This window comes from Lachnoclostridium sp. MSJ-17 (assembly GCF_018918205.1).
Classification (GTDB): Bacteria; Bacillota; Clostridia; order Oscillospirales; family Acutalibacteraceae; genus Ruminococcoides.
This window is the reverse complement of sequence record NZ_JAHLQB010000053.1, coordinates 1-21,669: the sequence shown is the minus strand read 5'-3', so window position 1 is coordinate 21,669 and position 21,669 is coordinate 1. Positions and strand designations below refer to the sequence as shown.

The window sequence follows — 21,669 nt, the reverse complement described above, 5'->3', positions numbered from 1 at the left end:
ACGTCACACCGTGACGTTTTCTTAACGCTCGCCTTCAATTCCCTTCATCCGTTGCTTGTTGAAGATATTTCTTAAAGACATTTTGGAAATGTCTTTAAGAAATATGGTGCGAGTGTTCATAACGGACTTATGAAAATTCAGGTTTTATCGGCAGTTACACACATTTCTCGCTCGCACATTTGTGATTTATTCAATTTCTTCCTATAATGTGAATGTAAATTTAAGTCAAGGAGGAATTGACAATGAAAAATTCAAAGTATCACATATACTTAACGCCCGATGAGCGGCGCACGGTCATCAACAGCCTGATTGATTTGAGGAATGACCTCATCTCACGGAGCAAATATACCGATGTCATTGACGAGCTGTTAATCAAGCTCACGAAAGATAAAGTAAAGAAGATTAAGTTCAAGGAGGTCTGAATTATGGCGACAAAGATTACATACACACAGCAGGGAGATTACTTGTTGCCCGATTTGAAATTGCCCGAACAGCCAAAGGTTGAAATCGGAATTTGGGGTAGGCGGCATTTACGATACCTCAAAAATCATCATCCTATCATTTATACTAACCTTCTAACGAGCTGTAAACTCACCGCCTATCTTGCCGATATTGACGAACAGGCAGAGGATATGTTCTTTCGGTTAGTAAATCAACTTGCAAAGCAAGAAGGATTAAATGAGAAACTCAAAGCAGATAATCAGATGATGTGGGTGAAGCGTATGAATAGCATCCGCTATCGAGCTACAGAGATTATTAACAAAGAGTTAATTTACAATTAATTAGTGCAATCGCCAAGTGGAATCACCTTCACTTGGCGATTTTACATAACAGCATTTTATATACGCTTTAACTATTTTAGTGTGATAGTTTGGACTATTGGAATAAGCGTATTATGAATATACTCATTATCAAAGCATTTTGGAAGAAATCCATCAATGAACTCTTCAAGTAATTCATTTAATATCTGTAAGCAATGCAGCTCCGAATCGTCAGCATACGCAAACAAAAGCATTGGTTTACTTCCGTGGACAATTTTACAGCGAAAATAATAGGAAAGCTGTGTTATCAAATATCCATAAGCAGATAAATTATAGATATTTCCGTCTTCCTTTTGCAATTTGTCCTCAATACTCTTAGCGATATCTTCTTGAAGAAAAAAACTACGATTTGCCTCGCTGACACTATAGTTTTTTAGTATCGAAATAACCGAATTCGCTATCCGAGTTTTGTCACCTTCAACAATTGTATCGCTGCCGATAGAAAGAAAATTTTGAATCCCAAGTATTTGCTTATACTCTTTACGGTATCTGCCTACACCATTCGCTTCCGCTATATAAGTGGACAGCCAACTGTAAATACCATTGAACGAAGTCCACAAATAAATAAATCTCTCTGTTTCATATATTTTGCTTTTGCTTGTTAAAAAGGCGAATAATGATGCTATTCGTCTGTCATACTTTGACTTTGGCGTGTTAAGCAGATATTCAATTACTGATTCATTTATAAATACTTCCGGTAATTCACGAACCAAATCGCCTTTTATCATAGAATATATCGGCGGTACGGGCTCGTTGTCAAATACAATTGTATCCTCTTCATCGTCAATTTTGAAGGTGATTGATTTGATTATTAGCCCTTTTGAATAAGTAAGCAGATATATTAATAAAGCTTTACGGATTGCATCAGGGAACATATATGTGTTGCCCGACAACATTTCTTCTTTATCATATATTTTTGTCAATTCGGCAGTAATCTGAAATCCGTTTTTACAGATTCTTAATTCCACACCATCTGTGTTACCAAAACTATATGTATATTTGATATTGCTTTTATTTATACTGTTAAATACTAATATATGTTTGTGTTTCATCATTATTTTGTAAATTTAGAATCGTGCTTTGATTGAATGGAAAGAATTCGATTTTCCCATTATTCATATATGTATTATTTCGGTTTATGATATTATACACTATTTTTCGTTTTTTCTACAAATAACAAAAAATACACGCTAATGCAAAGATTCATTCGGTTATGTTAATCCTTGGTGGGTATTCGGCGAAGTTCTCTATACAGACCTGCTCATTAAATGCAAACCTAACGAATAGCATGCCGACATCAATGAACAGGCGCAGAAGATGCATAACGCCGCTCAAAGAGCGAGAGAAGTTGTGAACGCTGAAATAATCTATAACTAACACGAAGGCTGCTGTGGTTCTGAATTGAATTACATCAGCCTTTTCTTGAAAACAATGGCAGACTACATTTTTTTACTATCGGGTAACTGCGGTAAATCATCCAAATTCACTGAGTCTAAGACATTCAACTGACGCGCAGCTAAATCGTGCAGCTTTTCCATTCTTTCAGGCTGGGATATTCCTTGACCAATAAGGATGGCGTTATAACTCTCCATATTCGCTAACACCAACAATTGATGTATGGACGCATAGTCACGCATATTCCCTTTTTTATTTAGATTCTCGCTTTTCCATTCCCGTGCAGTTTGGCCAAACAGCACGACATTTAGCATATCAGCTTCATTTGCGTAGATGAAAGACTTTTGACTTTGAGTCAACTCAGGAACCGTTAAATGCTCTTGAATAGCGTCTGTATGGATACGATAATTCAGCTTGGCTACTTCTCTGTTAAGATTCCAACTTAATGATAATCGACTGTTCTCGTCATACTTCAATCGCTGGTAATCTTTGATGATATACAGCTTAAACTCCGGTGAAATCCAAGACGCAAACTCAAAGGCAATATCTATATGAGCATATATGCCGCCGTAACGACCGGATTTCGATTTTAAACCGATTGCTCCAAGATTGTCCGTCCAATCCTTGATAGAGAACACATAGGCATTGGAGCCGGCATCCTTTTTAAACTTATCGAATTCGATAAGTTTAAACTCGGGATTATGCAACGATTCCCACAACCCCAAAAATTCAACTACATCCCTGCCACGAAGCCAGTTATGTATGGTGATCGAAGGTTGAATACTTCTGTATTTCGCTATATCCGTGAGTGAGATATACTCATTTTTAAAATCGGTTGTGTAGATACCAATATCAATTCCACCAGCGTGAATGGTATCTTTCTTGATTGCTTTTGTCATAACAAATTACCCTTCCGTATCCAATAAATCACTCCATAAGTTCTGAACTTTTTTAAAACTTACAGACTTTTTGATATGATGAGGGATTTCGGAAATATCATTCTCATCATAATAGTAATAAACTATATGCGTAATACTAGGATTATTGTTAATAGCTATAAACAAATGTTCGTCATTAGCTGGAGCTAAGCCAATTATTTCCAGAACACCATTAATACTACAGAATTTGTTATAAGGTTGAGCAAGCGGAGTTACAGTTAATCCGCCATATTTATCTAGCCAAGACCAACTCATTATAGAATTACTGTAAACGTGTCGTAATTCATCAATTAAGCCATCATCGTTTTCGTACTCTGGAGCAAGTTTATCAAACTCTCCGTGAAGATGATAAATGTTTTTTTGATCAGCAAGAAATCTTTCTAAATTATAATCATAATTAACAGTAAAGATATTATCATATTTTTTTAGAAAACTCTCCATTTTGCTGGAATAGTTTTTATGTATCTCATTTATTAAACCGTCATTATAAATACCGTCAACAATAATATAATGCAAAAAATCAAAGATGCTTTTTCTATAAAACTCGCTTTTTTCTTCTCCGTCCGTTTCTTTGTACATATTAGTGAATATTTCAGCGGCCAAGAAATAATCTTCAAGAAAAACAGATGTTATAGTACTATTATCTGGATAAGTTCGTTTTATTCTATCCATTTCCAAAACAAAAAACAAACCATCTGCATATTGGGTTAATTGACCACGTTTTACTTTATTAATTATATTAACTAATCCTTCCAGAATTCCCAACATTTCGTCTTGGCTAATTTCATAATTGACTAACGGGTTGTACTTTCCATTAGCGATATTGTTAATGACTCTTTGCATTATTGCTTGTCCAGAATAGTTCGTATAGCCACCAAACTGAATATTTATTCCGTTACCTACAAGGACACTTTTTTTCAATCTATTTCCTCCTTATTACTTATCTGTTGATAGTCGTGATCTATTCACACATTTTATACAATACTTTTCCTAAGCAATCTTTGCTGCTTGAAATACTAACGCTATCATTGCTGCCTGGAGCATTGATTGTATTTGAGAACCGCAGATTATACAAATAATAATCATAAAGTATTTTTTCATACACACCTGGCTCAGCAGCGGATGAAGAATCTTCTGGTGGCGTCCATCTCCAGTCCTTGATTGCAGAATAAACAAAGCTATCAATAACTATTCCGGAAAGATGGTAACTTTTAAAGTAGTTATCTCGAATAAATCTCATATGTTTACAGGTGTCAAATAATAGCCCATTGCTTGATTTGTTTTTATCACGCATAGCATCCTGTTCTGCTTTTGGATTAGTTGAACGCCAATTTCCACCCATATTTGTGTCAGGATATTTATAAATAATACCATTCCAACCATATGTAGCAAACGCAGGTAGTATTTCAAATTTCATACCATCGGAAAAAGCGATTTTAACCACCTGCCCATCAGCTCGCACATCTGAACGAGGATAGGTATTAAGTATTGATTCTCTTACTGCTTGCAATAATCTGGACTGCCCATTTCCTTTATAAACATTATGGCAATTGTATTCATCTTCGGGTAGTTCGACAAGAATATCAACATCACTGGTATTAATTGCTGTTCCTCGTCCATAAGAACCGACGTAAAAGCTATGTGCTGAATCACTCCGAGAATCCCAAAATTCAGCATTAATTGCTTTAGTGATCGCTTTATACCGAGTTGAAATGGTTGTTCTTGTGTCTGACGGAATTAATTCTCCGTGCTTTTCGACGCGATAGCTCACTTTATATTCCTCCTCTTTAGTGTATCGGGTAAAAGTCTATCAATTTCTTCGTCAGAGTATGTGCCATCTTTACTTTCATAGATAGCTTTTCCTGCCTTTGCAACTGCACGATTAGTTGTATTTGGAGCATCCAGATATGCTTCGTGTATACTGCTTTGCAGATTTTCAAATTCATCAAACAATTCTTTTGTAGGTTTTTCTTTAATTCTTATTCTCCCAAGCAGTGATAATAATTCATTTCTATAACATACGAGTTTCGTAGCTGCGGTTTTATTCGATTTTGCCAAGTTCTTATAATCAAAAGTCGCTAATAAAGCGCTTATTGTTGTGGTAACAAAAGACACAATAGCAGAAACTAACTTTATCCAAAACTGATCAACAAAAACAATTGAAATAATACCAGCAGAAGTAAGCGACGCAGAGATTATATTAATCCAAGAAAACAACTTGTGACGAGATTCATATATCTCTGCTTGTTTTTCTTGTATCTTGTGAGTCCAAAAAACGTTGGCATATTGTGTTCTAACCAAGTCTTCAAGTGTTGTGTAATCATCTTGCATAAGGTTAACCTCCTTGCTCTATTAGGTGTTTTTCTGCTTTTAATTCATAAAGCTAATATCCCCGCCGGACAGGATAAACTTCTTCAGATATCCTTCTGCTTTTTGAACTACACGATGCGGGCGGATAACACAGCTTTCGAGCGCTTCCATAGTTTCCTTCGCTTTAGCACGGTCAAGTGTTTCCATTATCTGATCGAAAAGTCCGCCTTCATACAGCTTTTCTTCCTTCAAGTGAAAAACCATTATTCTTGCCAGCTTATCTTTGTCAAAACCAAACGCCTCGCTGAATGCTTTGATATTTGCTTTTAGGGTATTTCTCTTATAGATCTCGATGTACTCGGCAAGAGTTTTACCTTCATCAAAATCTTTGAGCGCACCGGAATAAATATCTTCCAGAATAGCTTCGGCAGTAATCTGATCCTCTGCCGGCAATTGAGCAAAGCTGGATTTTAAATCATCAAGCAATGCCTTGATTTCTTCCGGTTTTGCGCCATTGGAAAGGTCTTTCAATACTTCGGCAAACTGAGATTCCATAAACGCACGGTTAATCTCATTTGATGATACCTCGGTAAGAAAAGCCTTAATATCATATATCATATCGCCGCCGGGCTGAACAGTCCTCGGTATTTCGCTGTATCTTTGATGAAGAATTTCGTATGTTCTTTCATCGAGGTCAACCGTTACCTCTCCGGCATCCTCTGTGATATAAGTTCTCTTCGTCCAAGTAAAAAGCTGAGGAATAGAGCGATAATAGTAGTTGCTGATATTATTGAACAAGTCAGCAAACAGCTTAATGTCGCCCTGATTGTCGGGGAGCTTACTGAAATGCTCAATACCGTTTTTCTCGAACAGCTTGATGATGCTCTGGTAATCATTGTTCATTCCGATGATGTTCTGTCCTAAAGATGGAACATAAACGTCCTGATAACCAGCTTCCGCATAGAGCCGCAGAGCTTCCTCTGCGTTTTTCTCCATCGTGTACGGCTTCCTGCAATACTTGATGATTCCGTACTGCTTTTCATAACCATTAAGACGATTTGTTCTTGAAACAGCCTGAATATACTGCTCGTAATCAATCACTTTGTCCAGATATAAGGTATTGATCCATTTTGAATCAAATCCGGTAAGCAGCTGATTAACAACGATAACGATATTAACCGCTTCCTCTCTTCTTGTGTCGATATCCTTGTAAGGTTCTTTGTGCGCAAGACGATAGCAAACATCATCTTTAAACCGACGATAAGCACCGGCTGTGAACTTAAAGTTGAAATGGTTATTGTAATCAATGAGGATTTCTTCTACAGCCTTATCCTTGAAAATATCATCGCTTGTATTATCTGTATGCGGATCAAAAACAGCAGTGACAAACAAATCTTTATCGTTGTCTTTTAATAAACGATAGTATTCAATCGCTTCACGGATTGAGGATGTAGCAAGAATATAGTGGAATTTACCACGGAAGCTGATTCGCTCCCATTTGTTGAGAATATCCTGAACCACGTTTTTACGATGATCTTTTCCGGTATCACCGTCAGCATACAGACTATTACCGACGTCTGCTTCCACCTTGTCCATATCTCGGGAAGCAAGAGCGTGATATTTTTTGAATTCTTCATCGGTAAGACCTTCGACGCTATCTTTGCCGAGCTTCATTAAGGCAACCTTTCCCCTGAAATCTTCCTCGTCAAATGTTACGACTTTTGAAGGCTTGAACCCTAAAACATTTTTATCTCTGATTCCTTCTGAGATTGTATATTTGTGCAGACACGTGCCGAATAAGCCGTCGGTCGTAATACCGTCAACTGCGTTCTCCTGCATAATAGGAGTACCTGTAAAGCCAAAGAACATTGCTCTCGGATAGGTCAGCTTTATATCACGGAGCATTGTGCCGAAGGTAGAACGATGGGCTTCATCAACGATAAACACCAGTTTTTTCTTTTGCACCTTTGCAATACGTGCCGCATTCGGAGTAGGATTGACGGTTGTCAGGTTACTCATCTTTTGAATGGATGTAACAATCAGCAAATCGGGTGTGTCGTTCTCCAGCTTTGAGAGCAGGCTGTTGGTGTTAGCGGTATCTTCAATATCATCACAGTCCGAGAAGTTTCGATAATTATCATAAGTTTGTTTCCAAAGCTCGTCACGATCCATCAGGAAAACAATCTTGTCAACTTTACCGGAGGACTTTATCAGCTGTGCGCACTTAAAGCTCGTCATTGTTTTACCGCTGCCGGTAGTGTGGTACACATAGCCGCCCTTTTGTCCGTCATCATCCCAATCTACTCGCTTGACCACCTGCGAATAGATTTTATAAGCAGCGTGATACTGATAACTGCGCATTACTTTGAGAATGTTATCTGTTCCGTCCGCAATTGTGCCGTAACCAATCAGTCTGTGCGCCATCGGAATGGAAAGAAACTTTTCCGCAACTTCTTCCCAGCTATCAATATGCTTATTGTTGAAGTCGCCCCAATGAAAATAGTAGTCGGAGTTGAAAGTCCTTTCACGTCCGGGATTCGCAAAGTACAGTGTTTCGGTCGGCGTCATTGCGACAAACACTTGAACAAGCGAGAAGAATCCCGTAAATACGCCGTGCTGCATATATTTGCTGATTTGATTGCACGCCTGTTCAACGGGCACTGGATTGTTTTTGAGCTCGATATGATACAACGGCATACCGTTGATTAACAGCATCAAATCGCCTCTGCGGTCGCCGAGAATTTCTGACGAAACAGGCAGTTTCGGCTGACGGGCGATCTGATATACGCTTCTTCCTGCGGCGATCTCATCCTTATCAAAGAGAAACAGGTCAACACGTTTTCCGACGTGCTGCGTATCCTTGGAATTATCTCGAATGATAGAGATATATTTGCCGTTCAATCGGCGATTAATTGCAAATGGTGTTTCGCCGTTGATTTGGGATATGATTTGTCCCATTTCCGTTTTGGTCAGCGGACAGCCGTTGAGCTTATCGGTTGTATTGTTATTGCTGAACAGGATTCTTGCCCAGTTTTCAATCAGATCTTCTTCGGTTTTATATTCCAGAATCTCTCTTGACCACTGATTGTCGAGCTGCGTCAGCTTGGCAATCAAGGCGTTTTCAAATTCTGTTTCGTTTTTGTATGACATAGTTGCCTCCGCTTCTTACACGAACATTTTGTGAAGCATTGCTTTTTTTAATTGTTTTAGTTTTTCCAGCTTGCGCTGATGAAGGGTGATAAGGTCGTCAATCTCTTTGAAGAAATCTCCAATCTGTTTCTGTTCTTGGGGATTACTGGACGAATACACTTCGATTTCTGCCAGGTCATTTGAATTGATTGCCGGGTAGCTCGTTCCGGTACAATTATCCAGAACGACCTTCACGAAGCTGTCATTCTGCACGAGGCAAAGCAAGAATCTGCCATCCACGATTGGGCGCATTTGAGCATATCCCGTCGAGAAAACATAGTGTTTATCAGGCTTTTCGAACAGATAATTGTTTTTTTGATACGGCCTGACGGTCTGATAGAAAAGGTCTCCAGCCTGAGCCAAACGCTGTGCTCTCGAAGGAGCTGTTCTTTTCGACTCCGTCCTATGCGTCAACATTTCCGTTCCTACCACTGACTCTAAATCAACATACTCGAAAACGTTCGGCAGTTCTTCTTTTGGATTAAAAATAGCCAAGTCACCGAGCTTCCGCTGTTCCCAATCTCCGGTAAAGCCCGCAAATCGTATTTCGGGTACTTTGCTGCCGTTTTGTGGAAACATTTTGTAAAGCATAGATTTTTTGATGTTTACCAGTTTCTCATACTTGCGCTGATGAAGGGTAATAAGGTAGTCAATGTTAGAATAGTAATGTGCAATCAGTTTTTGCTCCGTAATTTCTGGAGTATGTGGAGCAAAATCCTCGACAACATCTTTTGAAATATTAAGCTGTGATGAGCCTGCACCGTTCAATTTAAAATAACTTTGATGTGCGTTTATGCACACTAATAAAAATCTTGAATATACGGAATCATTTGGTCTTAAAAGCGCAACGCGCTGATTAAGCACAAACCTGTTGTTCTCAGGTATAATGGCGACTCTTCCCAGTAAATCACCATGACCAACATCACTTAGAACCATAACTAAATCATCAACGCACAACGTATCATTTGATTCGTCTATAAACTTACCGGAAGGTTTTAATCCACCATCAATTGAAACAGAATTTAGATTGATTAGCTCATATTTCCCCGAATTAGATTGTTTATCTTCGTGACCACGACCATTTCTATATGCTGTCATTTCGGATAGCTTCCGCTGCTCCCAATCTTCCGTAAATCCTTTAAATCTAACTGCCGGAGTATTATTCATTTTCTTTTCCTCCCAACAGTGTCTTGAATTGCTGAATTGCCGCCATATCAAAAGCATCTCCTGTTAAATCGTTCAGCATTAAGGATAATGATTCTTCTGTCTTTGCTATATCGGTATCAAGAGTAAGAATCGGATTGTCGTATTTGGCAATAATATCATTCACGGAGCGGTTCAATTCGGAAATAATGGCGTTCGGAATGGCGTTGATGTTTTCCATCGCAGGTGTAAGCCACTTTTCTTTCAGCAACATTTTGATTTCATCGTCAGACAGCTTTACAATCGCTTCTCTTGCTTTGTTGTCGAGGTCGGTTTTGAGCGCTTTTATTTGCTTTTTCAGAGCAGAAATCTGCTGACCGAGGAGATACAAATGACGGATTTTATAATCATCTTCTTCCTCGTCAATTTCGATGTTGTTTTTGATTTGTTCAACAATCGCATTGATAGCCGATTGTTTATAGGTGCCGTTTTTAACTTTTTCCGAATCATCGGGCCAAACGAGTTCCGGGTGATTTTCCTGAAACTCCACCTTTTGCTTCGGCTTCAGCGCAGCATATTCCGCATACATCTTCGTTGTATCGTCAGAGAGCGTTGCCAAAACTTCCTGATACTTTGCTCTTAGCTGCTTTGTATCAAGCTTTGCTTCGGACTGCTCATCGCCGTCATCTTTCTTTTTCAGTTCTTCCTTGAGTTCATCGTCCAGTTCTTCCCAGAAGGATTCATATCCCGATGTTGCGCCGGACAGCTCTTTATTCAAACTGTCCATTTGTGTGAATTCATCGGCAAAAAGGTGTTTTTGAATCAGGACGAAAGGTATAACTCTGCCTTCTTCTCCTTTTTTGACAGCCTTTTTTTCTTTCTTATCATATACCTCAATATCTTCTACACTCCGTGCAGCGTTAAAGCCCTGCAAACGGATTGCTTCCAAATCAAGGCTGATTTGTTCCCAAACATCGTCAAAGGCTTTATATACAAGATACTTGTCCACAATACCGAATTGCTGACATAGTTCAAAAATACGATTGGAGATTTCTTTTTTCAGAGCCGCAACGCTTTCTACCTGATTGTCGATCAAAAGCTCATAGAGCTGAACTTCCAGCGCCTGGAAAGCCTCTTTGTAGCTCGCTTCAAATGCGATAACATCAGCGTTCTGTCTAATTGCCTCTATGACAGAATCACAGGATAATTCTGAGGTGTGCTCATTAATGCGTGTAAAAAGTTCGTCACATAATGACGGAAAAGCTTCCCAATACTTTTTTAGATGCTCTACCTCGTAATTCGGAATACCGCCGAATACAGTTGCGTGTAAATCAACAGGAACTTTTTCCTCCGATTCAACATATCGGGGAATGTTGAGGTTGTAGTCGTTATCTTTAATCGTTTGTTTAGAAACAAGAGATGCAAAATGCGGAATGTTCTCTCTGTTCAAAACAGCATCAACTATCTTTTTGATATGGTGACCGGACAGGCGGTTTTTGTTGCCGTCCTTAAAAAACTCTTTTGATGCGTCAACAATTAAAACGTCGCTTGCTTCACGGTGTTTTTTTAGCACCATAATAATGGTTGATATACCGGTGCCGTAAAAGCAGTTTGACGGCAGTCCGATAATTGCTTCGATATTATTGTTTTCGATTAACTGCGTACGAATATCTTTCTCGGAGCCACCTCTGAACAAAACGCCGTGCGGCATTACGATACACATAATACCGTTATCTTTCAGATGGTATAAATCGTGCAATAGAAAAGCGTAATCAGCCTTTGAAGCCGGAGCGATACCGTACTCTTTATAACGAGGATCGTTCGTGTGATTATCTGCATCCCATTTATGTGAATACGGCGGATTAGATACTACACAATCAACAGGGACATACTCGTAGCTGTTTTCATCATTATCATCAAAATACGGCCAGTCGTTCGCTAACGTATCACCACGGCGCACTTTGATGTTGGACGGATTGATGCCGCGCATAACAAGATTCATTCGAGTCAGGTTGAAGGTTTCCTGAATCAGTTCCTGCGCATAGTAAGTGATATTGCCGCTGTCTTGCAAATACTTTTGCACGCTCTGACCGATGTTGATAAGCAGAGAACCCGATCCGCTGGTTGGATCGAGAATATTAATTTGCTCACGGTCACGCAAATGATGAGCAACGATTTCGGACATCAGTATCGAAATCTCGTGCGGCGTGTAGAATTCTCCGTCTTTCTTACTGTTGGACGCAAAGTTCTTCAACAGGAACTCATAGATAAATCCGAGTACATCATAGCCCTGTTTTTCGTCCATAGGAATACGGCTGACTATCTCTATGATTTTCTTGATATGAGAAGTCTGATTGCTGATAGAACCCATTTTGCTCAGCTTTTCAGACAAGGATTTGAAAATCTCATTGAAAAGCTTTTGGTGATCGGGATTGCTGCCGATGTTTCTGACAAATGCGTTCAAGGCATCTGTTACATCAGACACCGTAAAAGTTGCCGTGTGATCGTTCCAAGTGGAGAAAAGGTCTTTATAGGCGATAAAATAACCGAGGTGATCTTTGCACTGCTGAACGGTTTCACTATCTTCTTCCGTCAGTTCTTCTGCCATTATCTCCATAGTCCAATCCTGTTTCTTTAGGTAAGAAACCTCATTTTCGGAAACAAAACGGTAGAAGATAAAACCTAAAATAATATCCTTGTACTCAACGGCAGAAATTGATCCACGCATATCGTTGCAGGTATCCCAAATTAATGACGCTAATTGCTGTTTGTTCATTTTTTACTCCTTTTTATCGCACCAAATGCAGATGATTTGTGTTGAAACTATTATTTTTCTTCCGGTACGAACTCCATAATGTCGTCTATCGTGCAATTCAGTGTTTCGCATATTTTGCCTAAGACTTCAGTAGAAACATCCTTGCTCTGTGAAAGCTTACTCAGAGAATAATGAGTGATTTTTGCTTCACGCTCAAGATCGCTTTTTTTCATATCTTTATCAATGAGCAATTTCCATAGTTTTTTATAACTTACTGCCACAAACACAACCCCCTTGATAGAAAATTCATAATTATATGAAAATTATATCACAGCTTTTTGTAAAACTCAATCAAATTTGATGAATTTCAGACAAGAAATTTGATTTTTGTAATGGCTGTTTCGCAAACCCTCTTTGCCGTATCCGCATCACTGAACCCGTGATCAGTGGCGATGTCGGTATAGGGCAGCGGCTTGATTGGCTTTTCCTTCGGTTTGCCGTTTTCGCCTAAATCATTCTTGTCAGCGTAGCGAGTGCTGAAACACTCAGGACAAAAGCCGAGGTGTTGAGCGAGCATTATCTTTTCTGTATATTCTAAGCTGTCATAGGCTTCATACAGCTTGTCATATAGTTCCTGCTTGAAATAGATATTTTCGGGATTGAGAGAGGAATCCGGCAGAAGAAAGTCGGTGGTTCCTGTATCATCCTCATCGTTACTCTGAACATCCGTATAGTTTTCGGTAAGAATACCGCCCTCGATGATAGACTTTGTTTTCTCATAGCTTTCACCGATTTGCGTTGCGACCTGTGAAATGGTTTCCTCCGTAAACTCACCGCCTGAATGATTGAAAATATCCATCACTTTACGAAGTCGGGCATATTCAAATTCGCTCTGCACGGAATAGCCCGTCCGCATTGTGCGGATGTAGTTATGCACCTCACGCTCCATATACCTCTGCGCATACGGCAAAAAGGGAGCTATGGAAATATCGTAGTTAATCAGAGCCTTACACAAGCCTGCTACAAGGCTTTGCTTTATATCGGCAAAGTGCTCTTCCATTGAATATTTATTCCTAAAGGACTTCGCCTTTTCGTTAAGCGTCGGCTCGTAATAGTGTAGGAACCAATAGAAATATTTGTCTTCTCCGCTCTGTATATACTGACGAATACATTCCTGCAAATCCCATTCAGGCGGTGGCGGCGTAAAGCGGTAAATTTCAAATTCTTTTTTCTCGATATGGCTCACTTTTGCTTGATTCTCCTGCCCGTTTCTCTGTACAAATTCTCACGCTTCATATCCATTTTAAATTGACCGTTAGCGTAGTTATCGTCATACTTTGCTTTTTGCCAATACTCTTTAGCAACCTTCAGCGCCATCGCAGCAAACTCTGCTGTGATGGTGCTTCTTTTTTGTTCCACACGAATTGCAGAACAGCGGTTTTTATAAATAGGATTGATAGGATTGCCTTCGGAAAGTTCCTTTTCCTTCATCCTCGCCGCATATTTTCGGCAGGTAATTGATTTTCCTTTCAGCGTATAAGGTGCAATACCGTTGCAATATACTTGCCGCCTTGCCGAAGTCATCAGGAAATATCGCTTGCAGATAGGACACCTTCTCGGATAATGACCGTAGTGCAAGCCCTCGAAGAAATCCGTCAGAACAAAGCTGTAGTAATTATTAAAAAACATCCTTCTCGCTGTAACCATCGTTTTGCTTTTAGCGGTCTTTCGCATAGCGACATATTCGGATGTTACATCAAGCTTTTCATTGCCGAATATATCCAGAGCTATCCGGAGCAAGTGCGCCTCATCAAAGCGCTCAGCTTCGTCAAGTCTGTCGCAGAACTCGGTTAATCCCTCAAACGCTTCTCTCATATCGTTGCTGATACGATCATAAAAAGTCAGCGTTGTCATCATATCATCAAGTAGGTTGTCCGCTGTTTTTTGCTGAACTTTATCAAATTCAATCGGGAGTAAATCCAAAGCAGATTCATTGATTCCCATAGCTAATATTTTAGCCTTTGTATTGAAATACTCTCGGATAAAGTTTGCGTTATCCTCTGTAAAAAGTTCAGATATTCTAATACGCTCTGCTTCAACATCCAGCTTAGTGAACGGTTGCAGCTTGGGCAAGGTCAGCAATATCTGCTGAATCTCCCAACCCGCTTTCAAAAAGTCGTTGTTATCAAGATAACCGGAAGAGATCGTATCGTATAAATGCCAGCTGTATTGTTTGTATACAGCCAACCGAGCCGCCGTATCATCCTTATAGTATTGGTTCAAAAGGTGCGTAGCGAACGTACCGGCAGAGTAAGTTATGTTGCCGATCCGTATTCTTCCGTCACGAAAATTGGCGCTGAAAAAACTGATTTTTTCCATAATCAACACCTCCTCACTATCAAGTCTATCAAAATAGGTGTCCCATAAAACGCCCTTTGCTCCAATTTTGAAATTTTTTTGAAATTTATGTTTTCCAAAGTATAAAAATATCGGCTTGAATTCTGATCGTTCAGTATTCAAGCCGTTATTTAGTGTTTTCTTTTTGATTTTCACTATGTTTTCTTAAAACCCTAAGTTTTCGGATTTTCGTGTATTTAATACAGTAGAGGGACGAAAAGCCCTCCAAAATACACGAAAGGAGGTACAAGCTATGGTACTGAAAATTACCGAAGAGCTGTCCGACAGAGTAAACCGCATTGTCTGTCATTCGTGCTGCAACTGCGTTGACGACAGCTGCCTGTTACTCGACGGCGGCGAAGATCACAGCTGTGTGCAGCTGATCAGCAGGTACGGCATTTACTGTAACTATCTTTTGAAATACGTATTGCCTGCTTTCCCAAAACTCTACGGCGACATACTCGCCTACAACGAAAAACTGAAAGGATGATTTTATGAAAACACTAAACAATTTTAAGATTATCGGTATCGACCACGGTTACGGCAACATCAAAACCGCAAACCATTGTTTCAAGACCGGCATAACTGCCCACGACAGCGAACCGCTGTTCACAAAGGATATGCTTACCTATAACGGCAAGTATTATCTGATTGGCGAAGGACACAAGGAGTTTCTGCCCGAAAAGCAGAACGACGAGGATTACTATATCCTCACGCTCGCCGCTATCGCAACCGAGCTTGCAGACGAAGGACTGACCGAAGCGGATGTGATTATCGCCGCAGGCTTGCCTTTAACTTGGACGAGCGGACAGAAAGCGGATTTTGCCGCTTACCTGTCAAAAAACAAGGAGGTAGAGTTCACTTTTCGGAATGTAAGTTATCATATCCGAATCTGTGATGTAAAAATCTATCCGCAGGGCTATTCTGCTGTTGTTCCAATCAAATCCACGCTCAAAGGTCTGAGTATGGTAGCCGATATCGGCAACGGCACAATGAACACACTTTATCTGGTCAATGGAAAACCGCAAAGCGGTAAGATGTTCACCGAGAAGTTTGGCACTTATCAATGCACGCTCGCCATTCGTGAGGGCTTTATGCGTAAAACTCGCCGTGAACTGAACGACTATCTTATCGACGAGGTGCTGCGGACAGGCACGGCGGATATTCCCGACTCCGACTTGGAGATCATCACCGCTATTGCGGAAGAATATGTCGCCGAGATTTTCCGTCGTTTGCGTGAACACGGTTACGATGAAAGCACAATGAAGCTCTATGTCTGCGGCGGTGGCGGTTGCCTGATCAATAATTTCTATCCCGGCAATCTCGACCGTACAAAGTTCATAGACGATATCTGTGCCGCCGCTAAAGGTTACGAATATCTCGCAGATGTTTATCTGAGATCCGAGGCGAAGAATGAAGGACGTGTATAAAATGACGGTACGCTTTGATTTGACTAATGCTCGTGAACGTGCGCTTGCAGAGTTTATGCAGACGCTTGACGTTAAGAAATACCATTCACGCAACAGCTTCATCATTGAAGCGCTTGCAGAATATGTTGATTTACAGTCAATCACCCGTGAACAGCACGAGGAAGATATCCGAAGTATCATACGTGAGGAAATGAGAGCTTGCTTTGCGGAAGCAAACTTTACTCCACAACCTTTATCAACTGCTCCGGCACTGACCGCAGAACAGCAGGAAGAAGTTGAACAGGATATTCTGGATGATCTTAAACTGTTTGATTGATGGCACGATGACGGCATTTTTCAGAATAAAGAATGAACTTGCCATCACGATGACGGCACAAGTAAACTATCAAAAGATAAATTACTATTATCAGTATAAGGCAAACAAAATCCGTCCTGTATCACTGCAGGGCGGGTTTGTCTTATACTGTAGCAAGCAGGGAATTTGTACGGCAAATTCCAAATACAACAGCCTCCACGCTGTTGTAAATCTTTAGGGACTCCCTAACACCCGATGAAAGAAGGTATATTATTGAACGAAAGACAAGCAAGAATCGAGCTGCGTGTCACGCAGTCTGAGAAAAACAAGATAGCCCGGCTTGCCGAAAGCTGCGGCTTATCGCAATCCGAATATCTCAGACAAAGGGCGTTGGGTTTTGCACCGAGAGCGGTGCTACCCGACGTCTTTTTTGATTTCAATCAAACGCTGTGCCGTTTGTGTGATGAAGTCGCAGATAATGTTTCACCTGAGGTCGAACAACAGTTGCTTGAAGCCGTCAATCAAATACAAACTCAGTTGATCCTGCCCGGCAAATCCACCACTAAGCAGATTCAAAAGGAGGTGACGGAATGGCAACCACCGGCTTCTGGCCCGTCAAAGGACGGCTAAAGGATGTTATCAATTACGCTCAGAACCCTGACAAAACTATCGAGCGCAAATATCTTGATGATGATTTAGCCGCCACACTCAATTACGTTGAGAACAGCGACAAGACAGACCAGACGATGTATGTCAGCGGAATCAACTGCACGAAGAAGCGAGCCTACGAGCAGATGATGACTACCAAGCGGCGTTACGGTAAACTCGGCGGCAATGTGGCTTATCACGGTTATCAGAGCTTTCAGGCAGGAGAAGTCACACCCGAAGAAGCGCACCATATCGGCATAGAAACCGCCAAGCGTATGTGGGGCGACGATTATGAGATTGTTGTGACGACGCATCTGAATACCGATCACCTGCATAATCACATTGTCGTTAACAGCGTGTCCTTCCGCACAGGGCGTAAATTTGAAAACCATATTTCCGACCACTACAAGCTGCGTGAGATTTCCGACGAAGTCTGTCGTGAATACGGCAAATCCGTGATTGAAAACGCTCCGTTCTACGGCGGCGACAAGGCATATTGGGTACGCAAGAGTGGACGAATACCACACAAGGATATGCTGCGTCACGACGTCGATGAAGCGTTAGCCTGTACGATCAAGCCGTTTGATTTTGAATTATATCTGCGTTCGCTCGGCTATCAGTTTGTGCGGACTTTTAAATATCAACATCCTTCCGTGATCGCTCCCGACTGGCTGAAACCTGTCAGGTTAAGCAGTCTCGGCAAGGATTATTCAAGAGAAGCGATACTCAGACGGCTGCAATCTCAGCGTGAGGATAAATACTTTGTTGATTTCTATACGCCGAAATCGTATTATCAGCGCCAACCGCTGATATTGAGAATCAGAGATTTTGAAAAAAGAACAGAGCCCGATGTTATTACGGCGCTGTTCGACCTGATTATCACGATTGCAAAGCTCATAACGGGTAACAATGTCCAAAAGCGTGATTACCGTCCGGTATCACCTGAGCTGCGGGCAGAAATCAGAAATCTCGACCGAACGCTTGAAGAATATCATTTCCTCCGTGACCACAATGTGGAATGCGCAGAGGATTTTGTATCTTGCCGAAAGGAAATCACTGAGCAAATCAAAGCCTATGAAACCGAGCGGCAGCATATCCGCAACCGAATCCGCAGGGCGAAAACGCCCGAAGAAGATAATTCTCTAAAAGAACAATGCAAAGAAATCACAAAGAAGCTAACACCCTTGCGCAAGCAGCTCATCATCTGCGAGCGCATTGAAAACAAAGTGCCTCGACTCCGTGCTTTGATCGAACAGGAAAAGCAGCTGGAGCAAGGCAGATACAAGTACAAATATTATCACCAAAATAAAACTAAACAAAGGAGTTATGAACGATGACCAATATATCAATCAACAAATTACACGAATTCCGAGACCACCCGTATCAGGTGCTCGACAACGATGAAATGAACAGCCTCATTGAGAGCGTTCAGCAGCAAGGCATTATGACGCCGCTGATCGTGCGCCCGTTAGAGGATACAACAGACGAATACGAAATAATATCGGGACATCGCCGCTTCCGTGCGGCGCAGAAGGCAGGGCTCACAGAAGTTCCTGCCTTTATTCGTCCCGTGAGCCGTGATGAAGCAGCTGTAATGCTCGTGGACAGCAATCTTCACCGTGAACGTCTCCTCCCATCGGAAAAGGCGTTTGCCTATAAAATGAAACTTGAAGCTATGAAAAGACAAGGTAAACGCTCGGACTTAACTTCTACACAAGTTGTGTCAAAGTTGCGCACAAGCGAGATTGTCGGTGAACAAAACGGAGAAAGTAGAGAACAAGTCAGGAGATATATCCGCTTAACTCACCTTATCCCCGAAATCCTTACTATGGTTGACGAACAGCGCATAGCCTTTTCCGTAGGCGTGGAGCTGTCATATCTAACCGAAAATGAGCAGCAGGATTTGTTTGAAGCTATCGAGTTGGAGGACAAAACTCCCTCGCTCTCACAGGCAATCCAAATGAAAAAGCTCTCTCAGTCAGGTAAACTTGACAGCGAAACAATAGAGCGAATTATCTCCGAGGAAAAGCCTAATCAGCGAGAGAAAATCAGTTTTCAAATTGAAAAGCTGACTAAATTCTTTCCGAAAAGCTACACCCCGAGAGATATTGAACGCAAAATAATCAAGCTGATTGAGGACGACTATCGCCGCCGTCAGCGAAACAGAAACAGGGAGGAACGATAATGAGTATTATTCAATCACTTTATGGCGAAGAACAGGAATACAAAGTCAATGGCGCTACCTACATAGTGTCGGCGGCATTCAAGCACACCGGACGAAAAGAGGACAACACCTCTTTTCCGTCCTGCGTTAAAAAGATAATAAACAGTGATTTTGCACATTTGATAATCACTGAGGAAAACGATACAATGACAGCAGAAAATGTGTGTTCGGCTGTCGGAAAGGAGGACAACATTGCAGTCGAAAAAGAAACAGGATAAGGCAGGCATTACCGCCTTGTACTGCCGCCTATCCCGTGATGATGGCGTGGAAGGTGACAGTAACTCGGTTGCCAATCAAAAGAAATTATTAAAACGATTCGCAAAGGAAAATGGACTTAGCAATACCCGATATTATGTTGACGATGGCTATACAGGTACAAATTTCGAGCGTCCCGGTTTTCAGAAGATGATTGAGGACATTGACCTCGGATATATCTCAACCGTTATAGTCAAAGACCTGTCCCGTCTCGGACGTCGATATGATATGGTCGGATACTATATGGATACCTATTTCCCCGATAGAGATATTCGCTTTATCGCTGTCAACGACAATATAGACAGCGACGAAGGCGAAAGCGAAATTGCGCCGTTCAAGAATGTATTGAACGAGTTTTACGCAAGGGACATCAGCAAGAAATGCCGGTCGTCCTATCGTATTCGTGGCAGCACAGGCGAGCCGTTAGCTCCGCCGCCTTATGGATATATTAAATCTCCCGATAATCCTAAGAAGTGGGTTATTGATCCAGAAGCAGCGCAGGTCGTTCGTGACATCTTCAAAATGGCGCTTGAAGGCAAGAGTAACGAAACAATAGCCCGTATTTTGCAAGAGCGCAAGGTTCTGATTCCTATGGCATATTGGCAAGAAAAGGGTATCCGAAAAGGCGGTAAGGTAACACAGCCTAACAAATACAAGTGGTGCAAAACCACTATCACCAAAATTCTCACTCAGCAGGAGTATTGCGGCGATATCATCAACTTCAAGACTTATTCCAAATCATACAAGAATAAGAAACGCTACGATAATCCTAAAGAAAACTGGGTGATTTTCAAGGACGTTCACGAGCCGATTATTAACCGTGATGATTTTGAGTTGCTGCAAACGCTTGTCGTAAAGACAAAGCGCCGTGCTCCTAAAAAGGAGAACGGCGAGAAGAATATGTTTTGCGATTTTCTTTATTGTGCCGATTGCGGCAGTAAGCTATGGTATCACACGAATACCACTAACAAGGAAATCCATTTCTTTAGCTGTTCCAACTATAAGAAAGATACCCGTGGTAACTGTGAATCCCGCCATTATATCCGAGCTGATGCCATTGAGCAGGTGGTGATGTTAGAACTCCGTCGTTTGGCAAAGTATCTGGAATCTCACGAGGAAGAATTCGCAAAGCTCCTCGCTGAGAAAACCAATGCCGATATGTTGGCGGAACAGAAAAACTTGGAAACCGAGCTAAATCGGGCAACCGCTCGTAACGAAATGATTACTTCGCTTTTCGCCAAAACCTACGAGGACAATGTATCCGGCAAGTTGAGCGACGAGATGTATATGGAGCTGTCGCACAAATATGAGGTTGAACGCCTTGAACTGAAAACAAAGATATTCGAATACAAGGAACGCCTTGCCAAAATCAGCGAAATGGAGCAAAACAAGGACGATTTCCTTAAAGCTGTCCGTAAATTTATGGAGATGGAAACTCTCACTGCGCCAATGCTCAGAGAGCTTATCGACCACATTGACGTGTACGAAAAGGAAGGTGGAAAAAAGAATTATACTCAACGCATTGTAATCTATTATCGCTTTGTCGGCTACTTGGAGCTACCGTCATCAGAGAACGAGAACTACAAAGCCAACACCCGAAAAGGCGTAGACGTGGAGTATATCCCAAAAGCAAAATCCGCATAAGACAAAAGGTGAGCAGGCACATCAATCTGCTCACCACATACAAATCGGATGAAATTGAATAAAAGAATGAGTGTCCATAACGTAAATCCGTTATGAACACTCATACTGGTCGGAGTGAAGGGACTTGAACCCCCGACATCCTGGTCCCAAAGAGATATAATAGTCTGAGAATGTTTCCATAACACAACATATAGTGGTTTCTGTTCCGAAAAAATTGCTCTTCGG

At 41.2% G+C, this 21,669-nt stretch carries 21 protein-coding genes; 10 read left to right on the top strand and 11 right to left on the bottom strand.

Translation table 11 applies throughout. The features are described 5' to 3' along the window. The first annotated feature begins 242 nt into the window (after nucleotides 1–242). Entirely contained in the window at nucleotides 243–422 is a 180-nt protein-coding gene (locus tag KQI64_RS04745) for a hypothetical protein (protein ID WP_216523584.1), read from the top strand. Between the two features lie 3 nt (nucleotides 423–425). Beyond that, nucleotides 426–782, top strand: a complete 357-nt coding sequence (locus KQI64_RS04740) for a TnpV protein (protein ID WP_216523583.1) — start codon at nucleotides 426–428, stop codon at nucleotides 780–782. A gap of 71 nt (nucleotides 783–853) precedes the next feature. Here the strand turns inward: KQI64_RS04740 and KQI64_RS04735 are convergent, their stop codons facing one another. The 11 genes from KQI64_RS04735 to KQI64_RS04685 form a co-directional block, all read right to left on the bottom strand. Then, entirely contained in the window at nucleotides 854–1,789 is a 936-nt protein-coding gene (locus KQI64_RS04735) for a hypothetical protein (RefSeq protein WP_216523582.1), read from the bottom strand. A 471-nt stretch (nucleotides 1,790–2,260) separates the two neighbouring features. Next, on the bottom strand, nucleotides 2,261–3,115 hold the full coding sequence (locus KQI64_RS04730; protein WP_216523581.1) for a KilA-N domain-containing protein: 855 nt from the start codon (nucleotides 3,113–3,115) through the stop codon (nucleotides 2,261–2,263). A gap of 6 nt (nucleotides 3,116–3,121) precedes the next feature. Continuing rightward, complete coding sequence (locus KQI64_RS04725) at nucleotides 3,122–4,075, bottom strand: hypothetical protein (protein ID WP_216523580.1); 954 nt, start codon at nucleotides 4,073–4,075, stop codon at nucleotides 3,122–3,124. Nucleotides 4,076–4,115: 40 nt separating this feature from the next. Further along, nucleotides 4,116–4,925, bottom strand: a complete 810-nt coding sequence (locus KQI64_RS04720) for an SMODS domain-containing nucleotidyltransferase (protein WP_216523579.1) — start codon at nucleotides 4,923–4,925, stop codon at nucleotides 4,116–4,118. Further along, nucleotides 4,922–5,485, bottom strand: a complete 564-nt coding sequence (locus tag KQI64_RS04715) for an SLATT domain-containing protein (protein ID WP_216523578.1) — start codon at nucleotides 5,483–5,485, stop codon at nucleotides 4,922–4,924. Before KQI64_RS04715 ends, KQI64_RS04720 begins: the two co-directional genes overlap by 4 nt. Before the next feature lie 39 nt (nucleotides 5,486–5,524). Next, a complete protein-coding gene (locus KQI64_RS04710; protein WP_216523577.1) occupies nucleotides 5,525–8,614 on the bottom strand; it encodes an HsdR family type I site-specific deoxyribonuclease in 3,090 nt (1,029 codons plus the stop codon). Between the two features lie 15 nt (nucleotides 8,615–8,629). Beyond that, nucleotides 8,630–9,820 carry a restriction endonuclease subunit S gene (locus KQI64_RS04705; RefSeq protein ID WP_216523576.1) on the bottom strand — a complete coding sequence of 397 codons (1,191 nt, stop codon included), beginning with the start codon at nucleotides 9,818–9,820 and terminating at the stop codon, nucleotides 8,630–8,632. Beyond that, nucleotides 9,813–12,572, bottom strand: coding sequence for a type I restriction-modification system subunit M (locus tag KQI64_RS04700; RefSeq protein WP_216523575.1), 2,760 nt, complete (start codon nucleotides 12,570–12,572; stop codon nucleotides 9,813–9,815). Before KQI64_RS04700 ends, KQI64_RS04705 begins: the two co-directional genes overlap by 8 nt. Nucleotides 12,573–12,622: 50 nt before the next feature. Continuing rightward, nucleotides 12,623–12,832 (bottom strand): helix-turn-helix domain-containing protein, encoded by a 210-nt coding sequence (locus KQI64_RS04695; protein WP_216523574.1) that lies wholly within the window; start codon nucleotides 12,830–12,832, stop codon nucleotides 12,623–12,625. Between the two features lie 86 nt (nucleotides 12,833–12,918). After that, complete coding sequence (locus KQI64_RS04690; RefSeq protein ID WP_216523573.1) at nucleotides 12,919–13,611, bottom strand: hypothetical protein; 693 nt, start codon at nucleotides 13,609–13,611, stop codon at nucleotides 12,919–12,921. Nucleotides 13,612–13,793: 182 nt separating this feature from the next. Next, nucleotides 13,794–15,104: a DUF6076 domain-containing protein gene (locus KQI64_RS04685; RefSeq protein WP_330622997.1), complete on the bottom strand. Its 1,311-nt coding sequence runs from the start codon at nucleotides 15,102–15,104 to the stop codon at nucleotides 13,794–13,796. Between the two features lie 97 nt (nucleotides 15,105–15,201). On the opposite strand from KQI64_RS04685, the gene KQI64_RS04680 reads away from it, so the two are divergent. The 8 genes from KQI64_RS04680 to KQI64_RS04645 all read left to right on the top strand — a co-directional run bounded on the left by KQI64_RS04680 (nucleotide 15,202) and on the right by KQI64_RS04645 (nucleotide 21,444). Next, entirely contained in the window at nucleotides 15,202–15,438 is a 237-nt protein-coding gene (locus tag KQI64_RS04680; RefSeq protein WP_216523572.1) for a cysteine-rich VLP protein, read from the top strand. A 4-nt stretch (nucleotides 15,439–15,442) separates the two neighbouring features. Continuing rightward, entirely contained in the window at nucleotides 15,443–16,378 is a 936-nt protein-coding gene (locus tag KQI64_RS04675; RefSeq protein ID WP_216523571.1) for a ParM/StbA family protein, read from the top strand. Continuing rightward, nucleotides 16,362–16,694, top strand: a complete 333-nt coding sequence (locus KQI64_RS04670) for a hypothetical protein (protein ID WP_216523570.1) — start codon at nucleotides 16,362–16,364, stop codon at nucleotides 16,692–16,694. The genes KQI64_RS04675 and KQI64_RS04670 overlap by 17 nt, the downstream gene beginning before the upstream one ends. A gap of 252 nt (nucleotides 16,695–16,946) precedes the next feature. After that, nucleotides 16,947–17,303, top strand: coding sequence for a plasmid mobilization protein (locus tag KQI64_RS04665; protein WP_216523569.1), 357 nt, complete (start codon nucleotides 16,947–16,949; stop codon nucleotides 17,301–17,303). Next, nucleotides 17,264–18,658: a relaxase/mobilization nuclease domain-containing protein gene (locus KQI64_RS04660; RefSeq protein WP_216523568.1), complete on the top strand. Its 1,395-nt coding sequence runs from the start codon at nucleotides 17,264–17,266 to the stop codon at nucleotides 18,656–18,658. Before KQI64_RS04665 ends, KQI64_RS04660 begins: the two co-directional genes overlap by 40 nt. Continuing rightward, a complete protein-coding gene (locus KQI64_RS04655; protein WP_216523567.1) occupies nucleotides 18,655–19,506 on the top strand; it encodes a ParB/RepB/Spo0J family partition protein in 852 nt (283 codons plus the stop codon). The genes KQI64_RS04660 and KQI64_RS04655 overlap by 4 nt, the downstream gene beginning before the upstream one ends. Further along, nucleotides 19,506–19,763, top strand: coding sequence for a hypothetical protein (locus tag KQI64_RS04650; RefSeq protein ID WP_216523566.1), 258 nt, complete (start codon nucleotides 19,506–19,508; stop codon nucleotides 19,761–19,763). The genes KQI64_RS04655 and KQI64_RS04650 overlap by 1 nt, the downstream gene beginning before the upstream one ends. Then, nucleotides 19,738–21,444, top strand: coding sequence for a recombinase family protein (locus KQI64_RS04645; RefSeq protein WP_216523565.1), 1,707 nt, complete (start codon nucleotides 19,738–19,740; stop codon nucleotides 21,442–21,444). Before KQI64_RS04650 ends, KQI64_RS04645 begins: the two co-directional genes overlap by 26 nt. The last annotated feature ends 225 nt before the right edge of the window (nucleotides 21,445–21,669 follow it).